The organism is Streptomyces sp. NPDC104381 (genome assembly GCF_055583745.1).
Map to the genome: position 1 here is coordinate 190,216 of NZ_JBVJNK010000005.1, position 15,639 is coordinate 205,854.

The 15,639-nt window shown below is 70.5% G+C and carries 13 protein-coding genes; 6 read left to right on the forward strand and 7 right to left on the reverse strand.

Translation table 11 applies throughout. From position 1 onward, the window contains the following. Positions 1–24: 24 nt before the first annotated feature. The 7 genes from ACZ607_RS18600 to ACZ607_RS18630 form a co-directional block, all read right to left on the reverse strand. Positions 25–1,536 carry a right-handed parallel beta-helix repeat-containing protein gene (locus ACZ607_RS18600; RefSeq protein WP_469735803.1) on the reverse strand — a complete coding sequence of 504 codons (1,512 nt, stop codon included), beginning with the start codon at positions 1,534–1,536 and terminating at the stop codon, positions 25–27. 87 nt (positions 1,537–1,623) lie between these two features. Further along, positions 1,624–3,567, reverse strand: a complete 1,944-nt coding sequence (locus ACZ607_RS18605) for a DUF2264 domain-containing protein (RefSeq protein ID WP_469735805.1) — start codon at positions 3,565–3,567, stop codon at positions 1,624–1,626. Positions 3,568–3,668: 101 nt separating this feature from the next. Beyond that, complete coding sequence (locus ACZ607_RS18610; protein WP_469736614.1) at positions 3,669–4,649, reverse strand: hydroxyacid dehydrogenase; 981 nt, start codon at positions 4,647–4,649, stop codon at positions 3,669–3,671. Between the two features lie 126 nt (positions 4,650–4,775). Further along, positions 4,776–5,687, reverse strand: coding sequence for a carbohydrate ABC transporter permease (locus ACZ607_RS18615; protein WP_469735807.1), 912 nt, complete (start codon positions 5,685–5,687; stop codon positions 4,776–4,778). Continuing rightward, complete coding sequence (locus ACZ607_RS18620) at positions 5,684–6,637, reverse strand: carbohydrate ABC transporter permease (RefSeq protein WP_469735809.1); 954 nt, start codon at positions 6,635–6,637, stop codon at positions 5,684–5,686. The genes ACZ607_RS18615 and ACZ607_RS18620 overlap by 4 nt, the downstream gene beginning before the upstream one ends. After that, the gene (locus tag ACZ607_RS18625) at positions 6,637–7,974 is read right to left on the reverse strand and encodes an ABC transporter substrate-binding protein (protein ID WP_469735811.1); all 1,338 of its coding nucleotides are present in this window, start codon (positions 7,972–7,974) and stop codon (positions 6,637–6,639) included. The genes ACZ607_RS18620 and ACZ607_RS18625 overlap by 1 nt, the downstream gene beginning before the upstream one ends. A 360-nt stretch (positions 7,975–8,334) precedes the next feature. Continuing rightward, on the reverse strand, positions 8,335–9,405 hold the full coding sequence (locus ACZ607_RS18630) for a substrate-binding domain-containing protein (protein WP_469735814.1): 1,071 nt from the start codon (positions 9,403–9,405) through the stop codon (positions 8,335–8,337). A gap of 467 nt (positions 9,406–9,872) precedes the next feature. Between ACZ607_RS18630 and ACZ607_RS18635 the strand changes: the two genes are divergently transcribed. The 6 genes from ACZ607_RS18635 to ACZ607_RS18660 all read left to right on the forward strand — a co-directional run bounded on the left by ACZ607_RS18635 (position 9,873) and on the right by ACZ607_RS18660 (position 15,623). After that, positions 9,873–11,156, forward strand: a complete 1,284-nt coding sequence (locus tag ACZ607_RS18635) for a flavin-containing monooxygenase (protein WP_469735815.1) — start codon at positions 9,873–9,875, stop codon at positions 11,154–11,156. Positions 11,157–11,166: 10 nt separating this feature from the next. After that, positions 11,167–11,646: a RidA family protein gene (locus tag ACZ607_RS18640; RefSeq protein ID WP_469735816.1), complete on the forward strand. Its 480-nt coding sequence runs from the start codon at positions 11,167–11,169 to the stop codon at positions 11,644–11,646. After that, a complete protein-coding gene (locus tag ACZ607_RS18645) occupies positions 11,643–12,308 on the forward strand; it encodes a DUF1028 domain-containing protein (protein ID WP_469735818.1) in 666 nt (221 codons plus the stop codon). Before ACZ607_RS18640 ends, ACZ607_RS18645 begins: the two co-directional genes overlap by 4 nt. Beyond that, positions 12,308–13,453 carry a M20 family metallopeptidase gene (locus tag ACZ607_RS18650; RefSeq protein WP_469735820.1) on the forward strand — a complete coding sequence of 382 codons (1,146 nt, stop codon included), beginning with the start codon at positions 12,308–12,310 and terminating at the stop codon, positions 13,451–13,453. Before ACZ607_RS18645 ends, ACZ607_RS18650 begins: the two co-directional genes overlap by 1 nt. Before the next feature lie 100 nt (positions 13,454–13,553). Then, complete coding sequence (locus tag ACZ607_RS18655; protein WP_469735822.1) at positions 13,554–14,189, forward strand: lyase family protein; 636 nt, start codon at positions 13,554–13,556, stop codon at positions 14,187–14,189. Positions 14,190–14,255: 66 nt separating this feature from the next. Beyond that, positions 14,256–15,623 (forward strand): MFS transporter, encoded by a 1,368-nt coding sequence (locus ACZ607_RS18660; RefSeq protein ID WP_469735824.1) that lies wholly within the window; start codon positions 14,256–14,258, stop codon positions 15,621–15,623. Positions 15,624–15,639: the final 16 nt, after the last annotated feature.

A 15,639-nucleotide genomic window follows, 5' to 3' on the forward strand; every position in this document is an offset into this window, starting at 1 on the left:
TGACTGCTGCTTGGCTGGTGGGAACTACAGACCCGGACCCTGATAGGCGCCCCGGTTGGGCTTGGTGGTCGCCGAGACCGCGTTGGCCCAGTAGTCACGGCCGCCGTTGTCCGTGATGACGGCGCCGTTGCCGAGGGCGGGCGAGGTGGACTTCAGCTTGTAGCCGTCCACCTCGTGAATCGTGTTGCCGCCGGTGCCCGGAGCGACGAAGCGCGGGTCGCCGGCGATGCCGTTGGACGTGGGCCTGGGTACGCCCTGGAAGACGTTCCAGTTCCACTGGATCCCGGACGCGGTGGGCAGTCGGGAGTCGGACGTGCCGACGAAGATGTTGTTCTCGACGACGCTCTCGTCGGGAAGGGTGACGGCGAACTTCTTGTCCGTGCAGTAGAGGACGTTGTTGTACATGTGCAGCGCCGACCGGCCGGCGCTGTTGCTGCTCATCCGGCAGTCGTTCTCGGAGATGTTGTAGCGGATGATCTGCTTGGCGCCGCCGATGGTGCCGCAGCCGTCGCAGTCGAGGAAGAAGCCGCCGATGTTGTCGCGGCTGTAGTTGTACTGAACGGTGCAGTAGCCGGTGTTGCCCCAGTCGCAGTCGAACGCCTGGCTGTCGGCGACGGACATCCTGGTGATGTCGTGTACGGCGTTCTTCTGGATGGTCGGATTGTGGTCACCGAGCACCCAGATCCCGGCGAAGTTGCCGCCGGAGAAGGGGTACACGCCGTTGCCCACGCCGGAGGCGGCGTTGTACTGGATCATCGGGGAGTTCGCGTAGCTGACGATGATGCCGTCGCCGCCGACGTCCTTGACGGTGTTGTGTTCGACGAGGATGTCGGCGCCCTTGTCGGCCATGGAACCGGTACGGATCTTCAGGCCGCCACCACCGGTGTTGCTGACGGTGTTGTGGTGCACGTACACCTCGTTGAGGGTGGAGTCCGTGCCGGTCGCACCGGTGACGATGGCTCCGGACTGCACGTAGTCCTCGGTGAGGGAACCGCTCTTGTCGGTCTGGCCGGCGACGCGGTCGATGACGAGGTTCCCGATGTCGAATCCGGTGTGGGCCTTGCCGTCGGTGGCCGAGATCCGCAGGCCGGTGCGCCGGGCGAGAGAGGCGGCCGGGTTGGTGATCTTGAGGTGGCTGATCGTCCAGTGGTCCTGGTCGGTCAGGGAGACGGCGTCCGTGCCGGCGTTGCCGTTCAGGACGGGCAGACCGCCCGTGCCGTAGCGGGTGAGCGTGATGGGCCGGCCCGTGGTGCCGCTGCCCTTCGGGGCGAGCGCGCCCGTACAGGTGGTCCCGGACGCGAAGGCGAGCGTGTCACCCGGCCCGTAGGTCTTGCTGTTGGCCTGAGCGACGCTGTTGAAGGGGCTGGGCCGGGTGCCGTTGCCCGCGCTGGTGCGCGAGCAGTCGACGTAGGTGGTGGAGTCGGCGGCGAGAGCCGGCTGGCCCGGGACGAGGGCGGTGCCGACGAGTGCGACGGACGCGGCGATGAGCAGCCGGCGGGCTGTGCGCTTTCCGGTGACGGTGACTCTGGTTCCCATGCGCATACCTCCTGGAGCGGGTGGCCTGAAAATTAGAGGCCGCACTTGATCAGGTCAATACATTCGCTCAATGCAACGGAATATTGATCAAATGATCGGTGAGTGAGACTCGGGGCGGGTTCTCCAGCCCTCCGGATCGAGGGAAACCGTTCCGGGGGCGATGTACACGCATCGGGTCGATCCGTCCGGCCAGCGGATGCTCAACCGCCAGGTTCTACCCGGCTCGGCGTCGAAGCCGAGCACGTCGAGAGGACGAAGCACGTCGGTGCCGGTCAGCCGGCCGGCACAGGCGAGCAGCGCGTTGTCACCGGGCAGAGTTCCGGTCAGGAAGGGCAGGAGGGCGCTGGAGCCGTAGGCGGTGCCTCCGGGGACGGCCGTGGTCCCGGCGGCGGAGAAGCCGTGCAGATCGCGAAGTTCGCTGCTCAGCCGCCCGTCGGCGTGGGCGGACGCGGCGGGGCCCGCCTCCGTCTCCGCGCCGGCGACCGCCCAGCCGCCGTGTCGCACGGGGGTGCCGGAGGTGGCCCCGGTGACCAGGTGGACGCGAACGTCGTCCGGGCCGTGGGCAAGGGTGAGCGAGGTGACCGTGACGCCGGGGAGTTCCCGGCCCCCGGCGCGAGGGTGCCAGGTGGAGGCGGCCCAGCCGTCTCCGGCTCCGAGGAAACCGATGCGACCGCGTTCGGTGGGCTGTCCGTCGACGAGGAGGGCGAGGTGGTTGTCGGCGATCCCCCCGTGGGTGGGGCCGGTGGCGGTGGAGTGGGCCAGGCGGGCGTAGTGCGGGTTGTCCGGCAGTACCGCGTCGGCGGGCTGATCGTCGCTGCCGTGGTTGTGGAGGCGGACGAGGCCGTCGTCAGCGGTGGACTGCAGCAGCCATCCGGGCTGGGGCAGCGCGATCACGGTGTCGCGGATCTCGGCCGGAGCCGGACGCTCCGTCTCGCTCCAGACCGGGTGGTCCGGGGGCAGGAGCAGCCCGAGGAAGGCGCTGCCCGCCCAGTAGGGGGAAGCGGGGCCGGAGTACGGCTGCACCAGGCGTGGTTCGGGTCCGTGCCAGCCGAGGGTGAGGAGCCCGTTCGGGTCGAGGGCTCCGCGGTCGAGGAAGTAGCGCAGCGCCCCGGAGGCCAGGCGGCGGGTGGCGCCGGGAGGGAGCGGGGTGTGTCCGGTGAGCGCTCCGGCCCACAGGGCTGCCGTGGCGGCGAAGCGGTAGGTGAGCGAACGGCCCTGGTGGACGGGTGCTCCGTCACCGCCGAAGGTGTGCGCGTACCCGGCGAGGTGGGTGGCGAGCCGGCTTCCGTACTCGGCCAGCAGATCCCGGTCGGCGGAGAGGTGGGCGTGGAGGACCGGATAGAGGTGGAGGGCCCAGCCGTTGTAGTGGTCGAAGGCGCGGGGCCGTCCGTCGGTGTACCAACCACCGCCGAGGTAGAAGCGGTCGATGCTCTCCAGGCCCCGGCGGACCGCCGCTTGTGCGTCCTTCTCCTCGATGGCGACCTCGGCGAGGAAGCCGCCGACGGAGAGCGGGAAGAGGTGCCAGTTGTTGTCGTTGGGGGCCCGGTGCAAGGCGTCCGCGAGCCAGCGTCCCACCCGCTCCCGGACAGGCCCGTCAAGGTGGTCCCACAGCCAGGGCCGGGTGAGGCGGAGTGCGAAGGCGATGGAGGCGGCCTCCACCATGGCCTGGCCGCGATCGGTGATCGGCGGCCAGGACTCCCGGTCGCCGTTCGCGAGGTCGCGCTCGGACGTGGGCGTGCGTGTGCCCGCGTCGAGTCCGGAGGCGTACCCCTCCAGCAGACCGTGCGGGTCGGCACCGGCGGCGCCCGCGATGCGCAGGGCGGCGGGCAGGAAGGTCCGGGCGAAGCCCTCGAGCCCGTCGGAGCGGCGACCGGACCAGCTGGGACGGTCGCCGGGAAGGTTGATGAGCGCGTGGCCCGGGCTCGCGTACGGGCGGACGGCGGCGAGGAGCTCGTCGGCCGTCACCTCCCAATGCTCCCTGGTCCAGCCGGTATGCGGGCTCAGCTGTCTGTCTTCGGGAGGCAGTGGCACGAGGTGTGTCCTTCGTCGATGGGTTACGGCCGCGGACCCGACACGCGTCGGGGGAGGGGTCCGGCCATGGATTTCTCCCGCGACGCGTCTCGGAGAGACGGTCAGGCCGACCGTTCCCATTCATCGGCGGAGACGAGGTGGGCGAAAGGCCGACCGGTCACGTAGCGCTCCAGCTCGTCGGCGGCCGACGCGGCCATGCGGTGGAGCTCCGTGCCCAGAGAACCGGCGACGTGGGGGGTCAGTACCACGTTGGGCAGGCCGTAGAGCGGGGAGTCGGGCGGCAGCACCTCGGGGACGGTCACGTCGAGAACCGCGTCGATCCGCCCCGACACCAGTTCCTCGGTGAGCGCCTCCTGGTCGACCAGCGAGCCACGGGACGTGTTGATCAGCGTCGTCCCGTTGCGCATCGACGCCAGCCGCTCGCGACTGACCAGGTGGCGTGTCGTGGGCAGTTCGGGAGCATGCACGCTCACCACGTCACTTCTGCGGCAGAGTTCGTCGAGGCCGACGGCCGTCGCACCCAGCCGTTCAGCCTCGCCCGGCAGCAGGTACGGGTCGTACAGCAGCAGGTCCAGATCGTACGGCCGTAGCAGTTCCAGGACCCGGCGTCCTATCCGGGACGCCCCCACGACGCCCACGGTGCGGCGGTGGTTCCCGGCGGTGGCGTAGGCCGACTGCCAGTCGTGGTCGGCTCGGCGGCGGCGGTAGTCATCCCGGATGCGCAGCAGATCCTTGCCGGCCAGGAGGACGAAGGCGACGGTGTACTCCGCGACGGGCACGGCGTTGGCCGAGGCCGCCGAGGTGACGGCGATGCCCCGGCGCCAGCAGGCATCGGTGATGTGGTGCTTGACGGACCCGGCGGCGTGGACGACCACCCGCAGGCGGGGTGCCCGGGCGAGGACTTCCTCGGTCAGGGGCGGGCATCCCCAGCAACTGATGAGGACCTCGGCCTCGCTCAGTGCCGCGGAGGCCGCAGGTGCGGTGAAGTCGTCGGCGACCAGGTCCGGGTCGAGATCCGAGAGTTCGGTCAGCCGGCGCATCGTCGGGGCGTCGATCAGCTTCGAGGCCAGACCGGCGTGCATGGCGAGCAGGGCCCGCGGCCGGCGGCCGGGCACCGGAGCCGAGGAGGCGTCGGTGACGGGGGCGGGATGGTGCACGGGTTCTCCCGGGTGAGGTCGGGCGTGGAGACGGTCGGGGAGGAAGGGGTGCTACTTGACGGCTCCGGCCGTCATGCCCGCCTTCCAGAATCGCTGCAGCCCGATGAAGGCGACGACCAGGGGGACGACCGCGAGCAGCGAACCGGTCACCACGAGTGGGTAGTACTCGGGGAACGAGCGGGTCTGGGTGTTCCAGGAGTAGAGCCCGAGGCTCACCGGGAAGAGCTTGCTGTCCGAGAGCATCACCAGAGGCAGGAAGAAGTTGTTCCAGATCGCGGTGAACTGGAACAGGAAGATGGTGACGAAGCCGGGCATCACCATCCGCAGCCCGATCGACCAGAAGGTGCGCAGCTCCCCGGCACCGTCCATCCGGGACGCCTCCAGCACCTCCCCGGGCACGTACCCGCCGCAGAAGACCCGGGCGAGATACACGCCGAACGGATTGACCAACGACGGTAGGAAGACGGCCCAGAAGCTGTTGACGATTCCCACCTTCGAGGCGAGCAGGTACATCGGCAGCGCGAGCGCCGTCGTCGGCACGAGCACCCCCAACAGGACCAGGCCGAACAGCGGCTCCTTGGCGGGGAAGCGATAGACGTGGAAGGCATAGCCGGCGGCGACGCAGACAAAGGCGCAGAGCGCGGCGCCGACCCCCGCGTACAGCAGTGAGTTCAGGTACCAGCGGAAGTAGACCCCGTCCCCGGTGGCCGCCAGGTCGGCGAGGTTCTGGCCCAGGTGCCAGCGGCCGGGCGTCAGGGTACGGCCGCCGATCAGGTCGCCGGTGTTCTTCGCCGCGGCCGTCAGCAGCCACAGCAGAGGGAGGAGCATGTAGAGCGCGGCCAGGACGAGGACGCCGTTGACGGCGGTTTTCGACATCGACCAGTGGCGCCGCCCGGTGTCCAGCGCCGGGGGAGCGGTGCGACCTCGACGGTGTTGAGGCCTCACGGGAGCGACGGTGCTCATGCCTCGGCTCCCTTCGGCTCGGTGGAGCGGCCGCCGGAGAACCGGGTGACCAGGTAGGAGAGGGCGGCGGCCGCCAGCGCGAGCAGGACGGAGGCGGCGGCGGCCAGGCCGTAGTCGTCGCGCTCGAAGGCCGCGGTGTAGGCGTACATGTTGGGTGTCCAGGTGGTGACGACGCCGGGGGCGGCACCGTGCAGGATCATGGGTTCGGTGAACAGTTGCAGTGAGCCGATCACGGTGAAGAGGCCGACCATGGCCAACGACGGCCGGATCAGCGGCAGCTTGATGTTCAGGGCGGTGCGCAGCGGGCCGGCGCCGTCGACGACGGACGCCTCCAGCACCTCGCGCGGGATGGCCTGGAGCGCTGCGAAGAAGATGATCAGGTTGTAGCCCGTCCACTCCCACAGCGCGATGTTGACCACGGCCGGTACGGGAGTGCCCAGGATGTCGGCCTGGACGCCGGCCGAGTCCAGGGCATCGACCACGGGGCTGACCCCCGGCGTGTAGAGGTACATCCAGATCAGGGCCGCGATGATGCCGGGCACCGCGTGCGGAAGGAAGAGTGCCAGCTGGAAGAAGCGCTTGGCCCGGGCGAGGGTCGAGTCGAGCAGCAGGGCGAGCAGCAGCGACAGGCCGACCATCAGGGGGATGTAGAGCAGGCAGTACAGGGCGAGGTTGAGGAAGCCGTCGCGGAAGGAGGGGTCGCCCAGGGCGGCCGTGTAATTGCCGAGGCCGCTGAAGACGCGCTCCACGCCGCCGAAGCCGAGCCCGGATCGCTTCTCGCTGTAGAGGCTGAGATAGATCGCGTTCCCGATGGGGATCAGCGTGCAGGCGGTGAAGAGGAGGAAGAAGGGGAGCAGGAGGAGGGCCGGGGCCCCCGGCCGCGCCCGCTGCCGCCGGGGCGCGGGGCGGGCGGCCGGGGAGTCGGCCTTCAGCGGCGCGGGGGTGGCCATCAGCCGGTCACCTTGATCCCGCGGCTCTCCAGCTCCTTCGTCGTGGCGGTTTCGGCGTTGCGGACCGCGGCCGTGATGTCGCCGTTGCCGTTGTGGACCTTCGAGAAGGCGTCCTTGAGGGAGTTGTTGGTGGTGCCCATGACGGGGCCCCAGGTCCAGTCGGCCCCGATGGACTTCGCGGCGTCCGCGTAGAGGCCGTACAGGTCCTGGTCACCGAAGAGGGTGCTCTTGAAGGCGCTCCTGGCGACCGGCACGAGGCCGGGGGAGGCGGGGTAGGCCGAGGACGTGCCTGTGGCGATGCGTGCCTTGAAGCCGTCCTCGGTGGTGGTCGCCCACTCGGCGAACTCCACCGCCGCCTCGGTCTTCTCGCTGTCCTTGGACACGGCGAACGTGGTCCCGCCGAGCATGCCGCTCGCCGGCGTCCCGTCAAACGTCGGCATCGGCGCGGCGGCCCACTTGCCGCCCTGTTCGGGGATCGTGCCGCCCAGCACGCCGGCTCCCCAGCTCGCGCCCAGGTAGCCGACGGTCTGTCCCTTCTGCAGGGAGGCCGTCCACTGCTGGGAGAAGGAGGGGGCGTACTCCACCAGGTCGTCGTCGATCAGCTTCTGCCAGTAGGCGGAGGACTTGTTGGTGGCCTCGTCCTGGAAGGAGACCTTCCAGGAGTCCTTCCCCGGCTTGAACCACTGCGCGCCGGCCTGCCAGGCCATGGCCTCGAAGGTGCTCGGGTCGTCGGGGAAGAAGGTGGCGATGCGTGCTCTGGAGTCGGTCTTCTTGATCTTCTCCGCGGCGGCCCGGAACTCGTCCCAGGTCTTCGGCGGGGTTGTGATCTTCGCCTTCTCGAAGATGTCCTTGCGGTAGTAGAAGGTCTGCGGAGCGACGTCCAGCGGGAGGGCCCAGGTGGAGCCGCCCAACGTGGTCATCCGCATGGCCTGCGGCAGGTACTTGCTCTTCAGGTCGTCGTGCACGTGTTCGCTGATGTCCTGGACCGCGCCGCGGCTGACGAAGTCGGGCAGCTGCGGGTACTCGACGTTGAAGACGTCGGGGGCGTTGCCCGCTTTCACGGCGTTGGAGATCTTGGCGTAGCCGCCGGCGTTGCCGGACGGTATCTCCTGGAAGTTCACGTGGATGTCCTTCTGGGAGGCGTTGAAGGCGTCCACGGTCTCCTTCGTTCCCTTGGCCCAGCCCCAGAACGTGATGGTGGTAGGTCCCTGCCCGGCCGAGGTGCCGGTGTCGTCGCCCGAGCCGCAGGCGGAGAGGGTGGCGAGGCACAGTGCGGTCGCGGCGGCGACGAGGCCCGAACCGTACGTTCTGAGACGGGGAAGCGAAGAGGAAGGCATGGCGCGGCTCCTTGGAGAGGTCGCGAGCACCGGCGTCCGACCGGGCGCTGCGAGGTCACGCTGAGATGAGCGCCATCCTGAGTCGCCCGGCGATCGAAGTCAATACCTTTCGATCAAATGATCTAAATGATCGATGGCTGACGTGCGGGTGCCCGAACCGTCGCCCCCCGGAGGTCGCCCTATACATTCCAGGCCCCGGAAGAAGCGCCGGGAGAACGGGAGCGGGTGCCGCTCTGTCCGGCTGATTATTCGATCAGATCCGCCCCGCCCCTGAGGGTTCGCGCGGCCGTGCGCCCTCCGCGCAGGACCGATACGGCATGCCGGGCACCGGGGCCCGGCATGCGGGCGGCCATGGAACGGCTAGGCCGGCCCGCCGCAGGATTTGCGCAGTTCGAGGGTGGGCAGCAACTCGATCCGGTGGACGGGCATGGAGTCGTCGGCATCGAGCCGCCGCAGCAGAAGATCCAGGGCGCCCGAGCCGACCGCCTTCTTCGGCGGAGCCACTGCCGTCAGCGGCGGCTCCGACAACGACGCGTACACGTCGTCGTAGGCGATGACCGCGACGTCCTCGGGCACCGCCAGACCGTGCGTACGCAGGAGCGACGGCAGTTGCAGGGCGTCCTGGTCGTTGTGCACGACCACGGCCCGCACGCCCTCGCGTGCGGCTCCGGCGATCCGGGCGGCCAGGTCCGCGTCGGCCGCAGGTGAGCGGGACACCCCGGGGCTGGACACGTCGATCACGGGCAGCGTCGGCAGTCCGAGCTGCCCGGTGGCCTCCTCATAACCCGCGCGCACCTCACAGGCGGTGCGGGTGTCGGCTCGGGCGGCGAGCAGCACCGCATCGTGTCCGAGCGCGACGAACCGGCGCAGGGCCAACAGGACACCGTGGCGGTGGTCGGAGCAGACCGCGTCCAGCTGTGCCGCTGCGCTCAGTGGTGCTGCGCGGCGTTCCACCAAGGTGGCGGGGACGGGCAGTTCGCCCAGCCAGTCGTCGCCCTCCAGCCCACCGTCGGGAGTCCAGCCCGGCGTGAGGAGCAGCCCGTCGACCTCCGCCTCCAGCAGCCGCTCGACCTGGGCGCGGTCATTGCCGGTGCCGTACGGCGCGATGCCCAGGACCAGCCTGGCCCCTGCCGCGGTCGCCGCGGCCTTGGCCCCGGCGATCACTTCGTCGAAGTACTGGCCGACCGTGGGCACCAGCATGCCTATCACCCGGCCCTGGCCTGCGGACTGCCCGCCGGAGGCGCCCGGGGCGAGGGCCACGGAGCCGTGGGTCCGCTGGACCTTTCCCTCGTCGGCGAGGACGGCGACGTCGCGCCGGACGGTGACCGCCGGGATGTCGAGACGCTCGGCGAGTTCCACGACCCTGATGGGACCGGTCTCGCGTACCACATCGAGGATGCGCCAACGACGTCGTTCGGCCGGAGATGCCATCGGAACTCCTCCTGTGATCGAATCCGGTGTCCCGAGGCCCTGCCCGCACAGTGCCTTCCGTGGAAACCATATCCGATCAGGCACGGGTCATCTGATCAGTTCTCTGTCGTCTTCCGTAGCGGGGCATGGTGCGGGACGGCTCCTGACCGACCGCGCACGAGGTTGGCGCGCGGCGAGCACGTGCGCCGGCCCATGCCCGCGCCTCGCCGTGCTCATCGCTGCCGGAGCCGCCACCGCGGCGGAACTCGCCGCGGTCCCGGGACTCGTGGTCTCCCGCTGGCTCCATGTGAAGAGGACCGTACGGGAGTTGTTGGCGACGGCCTTCTGCGCCTCGCGTTCTGAAAAACAGATCACCTTCAGCGGAAACATCTGTTGGACAGAATTTCGGCCACGTCCAAAGATGTTCGCAGCGGTAGCCCTGTCGATGTGACACCCCGATGGACTACCGCCCTAGTGGAGGCTGAACGGTGAGTGAAGAGACTGAAGTCGTCGTCGTCGGAGCGGGACAGGCCGGCGTGGCGATGAGTGAGCACCTGGGCGCCGGCGGTGTGCCGCACATCGTGCTGGAGCGTCATCGGATCGCCGAGCGGTGGCGTTCGGAGCGATGGGATTCCCTGGTCGCGAACGGTCCGGCCTGGCACGACCGGTTCCCGGGCCTGGAATTCTCCGACGTCGCTCCCGATGCCTTCGCCTCGAAGGAACAGGTCGCCGCCTACTTCGAGGCGTACGCCGAGAAGATCGGCGCCCCGGTCCGCACCGGTGTCGAGGTGATCTCGGTGCGCCGGCACACCGGCCGATCCGGGTTCCGGGTCGAGACGTCACAGGGTCCGATCGACGCCCGCTTCGTGGTGGCGGCGACCGGGCCCTTCCAGCGACCGGTGATTCCGCCCATCGTCCCCGACGGTGCCGTGCCCGTCCAGATCCACTCCAGTGGGTACCGCAACCCGGAGCAGCTGCCCGAGGGCGCGGTCCTGGTCGTGGGTGCCGGTTCCTCGGGGGTCCAGATCGCCGACGAGCTGCGCCGGTCGGGGCGGCGTGTCCTCCTCTCCGTCGGGCCTCACGACCGTCCGCCGCGGGAGTACCGCGGGCGTGACTTCTGCTGGTGGCTCGGTGTGCTGGGCCGCTGGGACGCGGAGACGCCGCCCCAGGGCGCGGAACACGTCACCATCGCGGTCAGCGGCGCCCGCGGCGGTCACACCGTGGACTTCCGCGCCCTCGCCGCCGGCGGCATCGAGCTGGTCGGCCTGACCACGTCCTACGACGACGGAGTGCTGCGCTTCGCGCCGGACCTCGCCACGAACATCGCGGCCGGTGATGAGAAGTACCTGGAGCTCCTTCGGGCGGCCGACGCGTACGTCGAGCGCAACGGACTCGATCTGCCGGAGGAGCCCCAGGCACATGTCCTGGGGCCGGACCCGGCGTGCGTGACCGAACCGCGGTCGGAGCTCGACCTGACCGGGGCAGGCGTGACCTCGATCGTCTGGGCGACGGGATTCGCCGCCGACTACGGCTGGCTCGATGCCGACACCTTCGACGAGAAGGGGCGGCCGGTGCAGCGCCGTGGCGTGTCCGCCGAGCCGGGCGTCTACTTCCTCGGCCTGCCCTGGCTGTCCCGCCGCGGATCGAGCTTCATCTGGGGTGTCTGGCACGACGCCCGCTACGTCGCCGACCACATAGCCACCCAGCGTGGCTACCTCTCCCACGGCAGCACCGGACAGTCCGGCGCCGCGCCGGTGACCCAGCAGAGCTGAGGAGCAGCTGATGACTTCCACGAGCGAGGGCCGCCAGGTGAAGGCCCCCATCGTCACCGGCGGGCACACCCGCATCCGTCCGTTCAACACCCGTGACACGTATCCCGAGCAGAGCCTCGACAACGACCTCTGCCAGGCCGTCGTCGCCGGCCACACCGTCTACGTGCGCGGACAGATCGGCCAGGACCTCGACACCAGCGAATCGGTCGGCATCGGCGACGTCGAGGCGCAGGCCGAACAGGCCATGGCGAACATCAGGATGCTCCTCGAGGAAGCGGGCAGCCGCATGGAGCACCTGGTCAAGCTGACCATCTATCTGATCGACCCGCGCTACCGCGAGGCGGTCTACCGCACGGTCGGCCGCTGGACCAAGGGCGTCCACCCCATCTCCACCGGCCTGGTGGTCTCCGCTCTGGCCCGCCCGGAGTGGCTGTGCGAGATCGACGCCATCGCCGTGATCCCCGCGGCTTCCGAGGAGGACCCGGCATGACCTTCTCCCTCGTCGTACGCGACGGCGACCGGTTCGGTATGGCGGCCAGCTCCTCCAGCCCCGCCGTCTTCGCCCGCGTCGCCCATCTGCGGCCCGGTGTCGGCGCGGCGGCCTCGCAGAACATCACCGACCCCACGCTCGGCACGAGTCTGTTGGAGCGGCTGGCCGAGCACGGTGACGCCCATCGGGCCCTCACCGAGGTCACCGAGGCGGCGGACGACATCGCCTACCGGCAGCTGACCGTGCTGGGCCGCTCCGGGCCCGGCTTCGCCCACAGCGGCCCGCACACCCTCGGCACGCACGCCTCGGCCGCGACGGACGGCGCGGTCGCGGCAGGCAACATGCTGAGTGGCGAGCACATCCCGGCCGTCCTCCTCGACGCGTACGCCGCGGCCACGGGCGAACTGGAGGAGCGGCTGATCACCGCCATGCGAGCCGCCCTCGCCGCCGGCGGCGAGGAGGGGCCCGTGTACTCGGCGGGGCTCGCGGTCGTCGGGGACGTGGGCTGGCGGGTGACGGACCTGCGTGTGGACTGGGCCGAGGACCCCATCGAGCGGCTCGCCGACCTCGTCGGCGTCTGGCTGCCGCAGCGCGACGACTACGTGTGCCGCGGTCTCGATCCGGCCTCCGCCCCCTCCTACGGCGTACCGGGCGATCTGTGATGGGCACGCTGAAGGAGGCCGCGCGACAGGCGGTCGACCGCCACGCCGAGGGATTGATCGAGCTCTCGGAGCGGCTGCACGCCGACCCGGAGACCGCGTGGGAGGAACACCGGGCCGCCGCCACCGTGCCCCAGCTTCTGGACCGCGCCGGTTTCGACGTCACCTCCTCCTACCTGGGCCTCGACACGGCGTTCCACGCCCGCTTCGGCAGCGGGCCCACCCGGATCGCGCTGTGCGCCGAATACGACGCACTGCCCGGCCTCGGGCACGCGTGCGGGCACAACCTGATCGCGGCGAGCTCCGTGGGCGCCGCACTCGGCCTGGCCGCCGTGGCCGATGACGCGGGACTCACCGTAGAGGTCTACGGCACCCCGGCGGAGGAGGGCGGCGGCGGCAAGATCGAGATGCTGGACCGGGGTGCCTTCGCCGGGGTCGACCTGGCGATGATGGTGCATCCGGCGCCGGTCGACGTCGCCGAGGCACGCCCGTTCGCCGTCAGCCACTCCAAGATCTCCTACACCGGCAGGTCGGCCCACGCCGCCGCCTACCCGGAGAGCGGGATCAACGCGGCCGACGCCTTCACCGTGGCCCAGGTCGCCATCGGACTGCTGCGCCAGCAACTGCCGGGATCGGCGCGCGTGCACGGCGTGGTGACACACGCCGGGGACGCACCGAACGCCATCCCGGAACGGGCGGCCGGACGCTGGTACGTCCGCGCCGAGACGCTCGCCGAACTCGCCGAGCTGGAGCCGCGCGTCATGCGGGCCTTCGAGGCGGGCGCCCTGGCGACCGGCTGCGAGCTCCACATCGAGCCGGAGAGCAAGCCGTACGCGGAGTTCCGGGCGGACGAGACCGCGCTCGGGCACTACCGCGCCAACGCCCGCGCCCTGGGGCGGGAGTTCGCGCCGGCCGGCCAGGCTGCCCGGATGAACCGTGCCTCCACCGACATGGGCAACGTCTCCCAGGTGGTGCCCGCCATCCACCCCTACATCGGCATCGGTTCGCTGCCCGCCACCAACCACCAGCGCGAGTTCGCCGCACACTGCGTGGGCGGCGCCGCCCGACGGGCCCTGCTCGACGCCGCCGTGGCACTCGCCTGGACCGGTATCGACCGCGGTGTCCCGGGTGGGGGAGCGGCGGCATGACGGGACCGCTCGCAGTCGTGACCGCGCGCCCCGGCCGGACGCCAGGGACGGCTCCATCGCCCGGTGGCTTCCCCGCACCTCGACGAACCGGAGAAACCCGATGTCCCTGACGACGGACAGCCGGCACGAAGCCGCGCGGAGCGGCGACCGGACCCTCGCCGCCCTGGCCCGCCTGCGGGAGGCCTTCGGCGGAAAGGCGGACGAGTTCGCCGACGTGCTGAAGACGAACCGCACCCGGTTGGAGGACGCCGTGCCCATGACGCTGGGCCAGGAGTTCGGGGCATTCGCCGCGACCCTCGCCGAGGACGAACTGCGCCCCACGGAGGCGAGGCTGCTCCCGCACGAACTCGACCTGGGCGGTCGGGCGATCGGAACCGGCCGCGACGCCCGCCCGGGCTACCGCGAGCGCGCGGTGGAGCAGCCGCGCCGGCTGACCCGAATCCCGACCCCGGTGTCCGCACCCGACCTCATCGAGGCCACGCAGGACGTCGGAGTATTCGTACAACTCTCCGGGGTGCTCAAGCGCGTCGCGGTGAAACTCTCCAAGGCCCGCAACGACGTCCGTCTGCTGTCCTCGGGACCGCAGGCCGGGTTCGGCGAGACCAACCTCCCCGCCCGTCAGGCCGGTTCGTCCCGAGCGGCGCTCGACCTCGTACGCGAGCGCGCGCTGCTGACCGAGGTGGAACTCCGGACCCTGATCAGTCCCGCGTCCCTGACCGGGCCACCCGCCCTCTGAGGGCACGAAGTCGACGGCACCCGCACAGTTCCGGCTTCTTCCACCCACCGCTCCAAGGAGACGCGCATGCCAGACCGTTCCCCCGTTGTCACGGCGAACGAGACAGAGGCGGCCACCGACGCCGTCACCCTGCGCAGAAGTGTCGCGGCCGGAGCCGTCGGCGTCTTCGTGCACTGGTTCGACTGGGCTGCCTACGCCTATCTCGCCAGTACCGTCGCGGACGTGTTCTTCCCGTCCGACGACGGCACCACCGGGCTGCTCGCCGTGTTCGGCGTGTTCGCCGTCTCGTTCGGCATCCGGCCGATCGGCGCCATGGTGTTCGGACCGCTCGGCGACCGGATCGGCCGCAAGCGCACCCTGTCGCTGGTCATCTTCATGATGTCCGGTGCCACCCTGGCCATCGGCCTGCTGCCCGGTTACGGCACGATCGGGGTCGCCGCTCCGGTGCTGCTGGTCACGCTGCGTCTGATCCAGGGGTTCGCCGCGGGCGGTGAGTTCGGCAGCGCGGCCAGCTTCCTCGCCGAGAGCGCGCCGCGGCGCCGGCGCGGCTTCGGCGTGAGCTGGCTCGAAGTCGGCTCCCTGCTCGGCTTCCTCGCCGGCTCGTTCGTCTTCCTGCTGCTGTCGACGGGGCTCAGCGACGACCAACTGGCCTCCTGGGGCTGGCGCATCCCCTTCCTGGTTGCCGCCCCGCTGGGGATCATCGGCTACATCATCCGCAACAAGATCGAGGACACCCCCGAGTACCGGGCGCTCGAGGCGGGCGGCACGGTCCCGCGCAGCCCCGTGCGGGAACTGCTGCGCACCCACAAGAGGCAGCTGCTCCAGGCGGCGGGTCTGATGACGGCGATGCACGTGCCCTTCTACGCCGTGCTGACGTACCTGGTCACTTACCAGACCGACCACCTGGGGCACTCCGCCGACAGCGCCGCCCTGCTGTCCACCGTCATCTCGCTCCTCGGCCTGGCGCTGGTGCCGCTGTTCGGCAGGCTGTCCGACCGGGTGGGGCGCAAACCGGTGTTCGTCACGGCCACGGCGGCCCTCTTCCTCCTCTCCACCCCGGCGTTTCTCCTCATGCGGACAGGACTCACCGGCACGTGGATCGCCGGTCTGCTGCTCGGCGCGATCCTGGCCGCCATCCTCGGCACCTACGCGGTGTGGTCGGCGGAGATCTTCCCCACCCGCACCCGGCAGAGCGGTCTGTCCATCGCCTACAACCTCACCGCCGCCCTGTTCGCCGGCACCGTGCCCTACCTGATGACCGTGCTCATCTCCACGACCGGCAGCACCCTGGTCCCCGGCCCTTACCTCATGCTGTTCGCCGCAGTCGGCCTCGTGGCCGCCCTGTCCCTGAAGGAGACCGCGGGCTCCGCCCTGTTGCGCCCCGAGGACGTGCCTGACGCGCCCGTCGAGCGCCACCGGGCGACTTCCGCATAGGGTCGGGGGGCCCGGG

What these genes read in the sequence shown, in the direction of transcription:
- ACZ607_RS18600 (WP_469735803.1), bottom strand. Translation starts at nt 1,536, where the DNA reads ATGGGAACCAGAGTCACCGTCACCGGAAAGCGCACAGCCCGCCGGCTG.
- ACZ607_RS18610 (WP_469736614.1), bottom strand. Translation starts at nt 4,649, where the DNA reads ATGCACGCCGGTCTGGCCTCGAAGCTGATCGACGCCCCGACGATGCGC.
- ACZ607_RS18615 (WP_469735807.1), bottom strand. Translation starts at nt 5,687, where the DNA reads ATGAGCACCGTCGCTCCCGTGAGGCCTCAACACCGTCGAGGTCGCACC.
- ACZ607_RS18620 (WP_469735809.1), bottom strand. Translation starts at nt 6,637, where the DNA reads ATGGCCACCCCCGCGCCGCTGAAGGCCGACTCCCCGGCCGCCCGCCCC.
- ACZ607_RS18625 (WP_469735811.1), bottom strand. Translation starts at nt 7,974, where the DNA reads ATGCCTTCCTCTTCGCTTCCCCGTCTCAGAACGTACGGTTCGGGCCTC.
- ACZ607_RS18630 (WP_469735814.1), bottom strand. Translation starts at nt 9,405, where the DNA reads ATGGCATCTCCGGCCGAACGACGTCGTTGGCGCATCCTCGATGTGGTA.
- ACZ607_RS18640 (WP_469735816.1), top strand. Translation starts at nt 11,167, where the DNA reads ATGACTTCCACGAGCGAGGGCCGCCAGGTGAAGGCCCCCATCGTCACC.
- ACZ607_RS18645 (WP_469735818.1), top strand. Translation starts at nt 11,643, where the DNA reads ATGACCTTCTCCCTCGTCGTACGCGACGGCGACCGGTTCGGTATGGCG.
- ACZ607_RS18650 (WP_469735820.1), top strand. Translation starts at nt 12,308, where the DNA reads ATGGGCACGCTGAAGGAGGCCGCGCGACAGGCGGTCGACCGCCACGCC.
- ACZ607_RS18655 (WP_469735822.1), top strand. Translation starts at nt 13,554, where the DNA reads ATGTCCCTGACGACGGACAGCCGGCACGAAGCCGCGCGGAGCGGCGAC.
- ACZ607_RS18660 (WP_469735824.1), top strand. Translation starts at nt 14,256, where the DNA reads ATGCCAGACCGTTCCCCCGTTGTCACGGCGAACGAGACAGAGGCGGCC.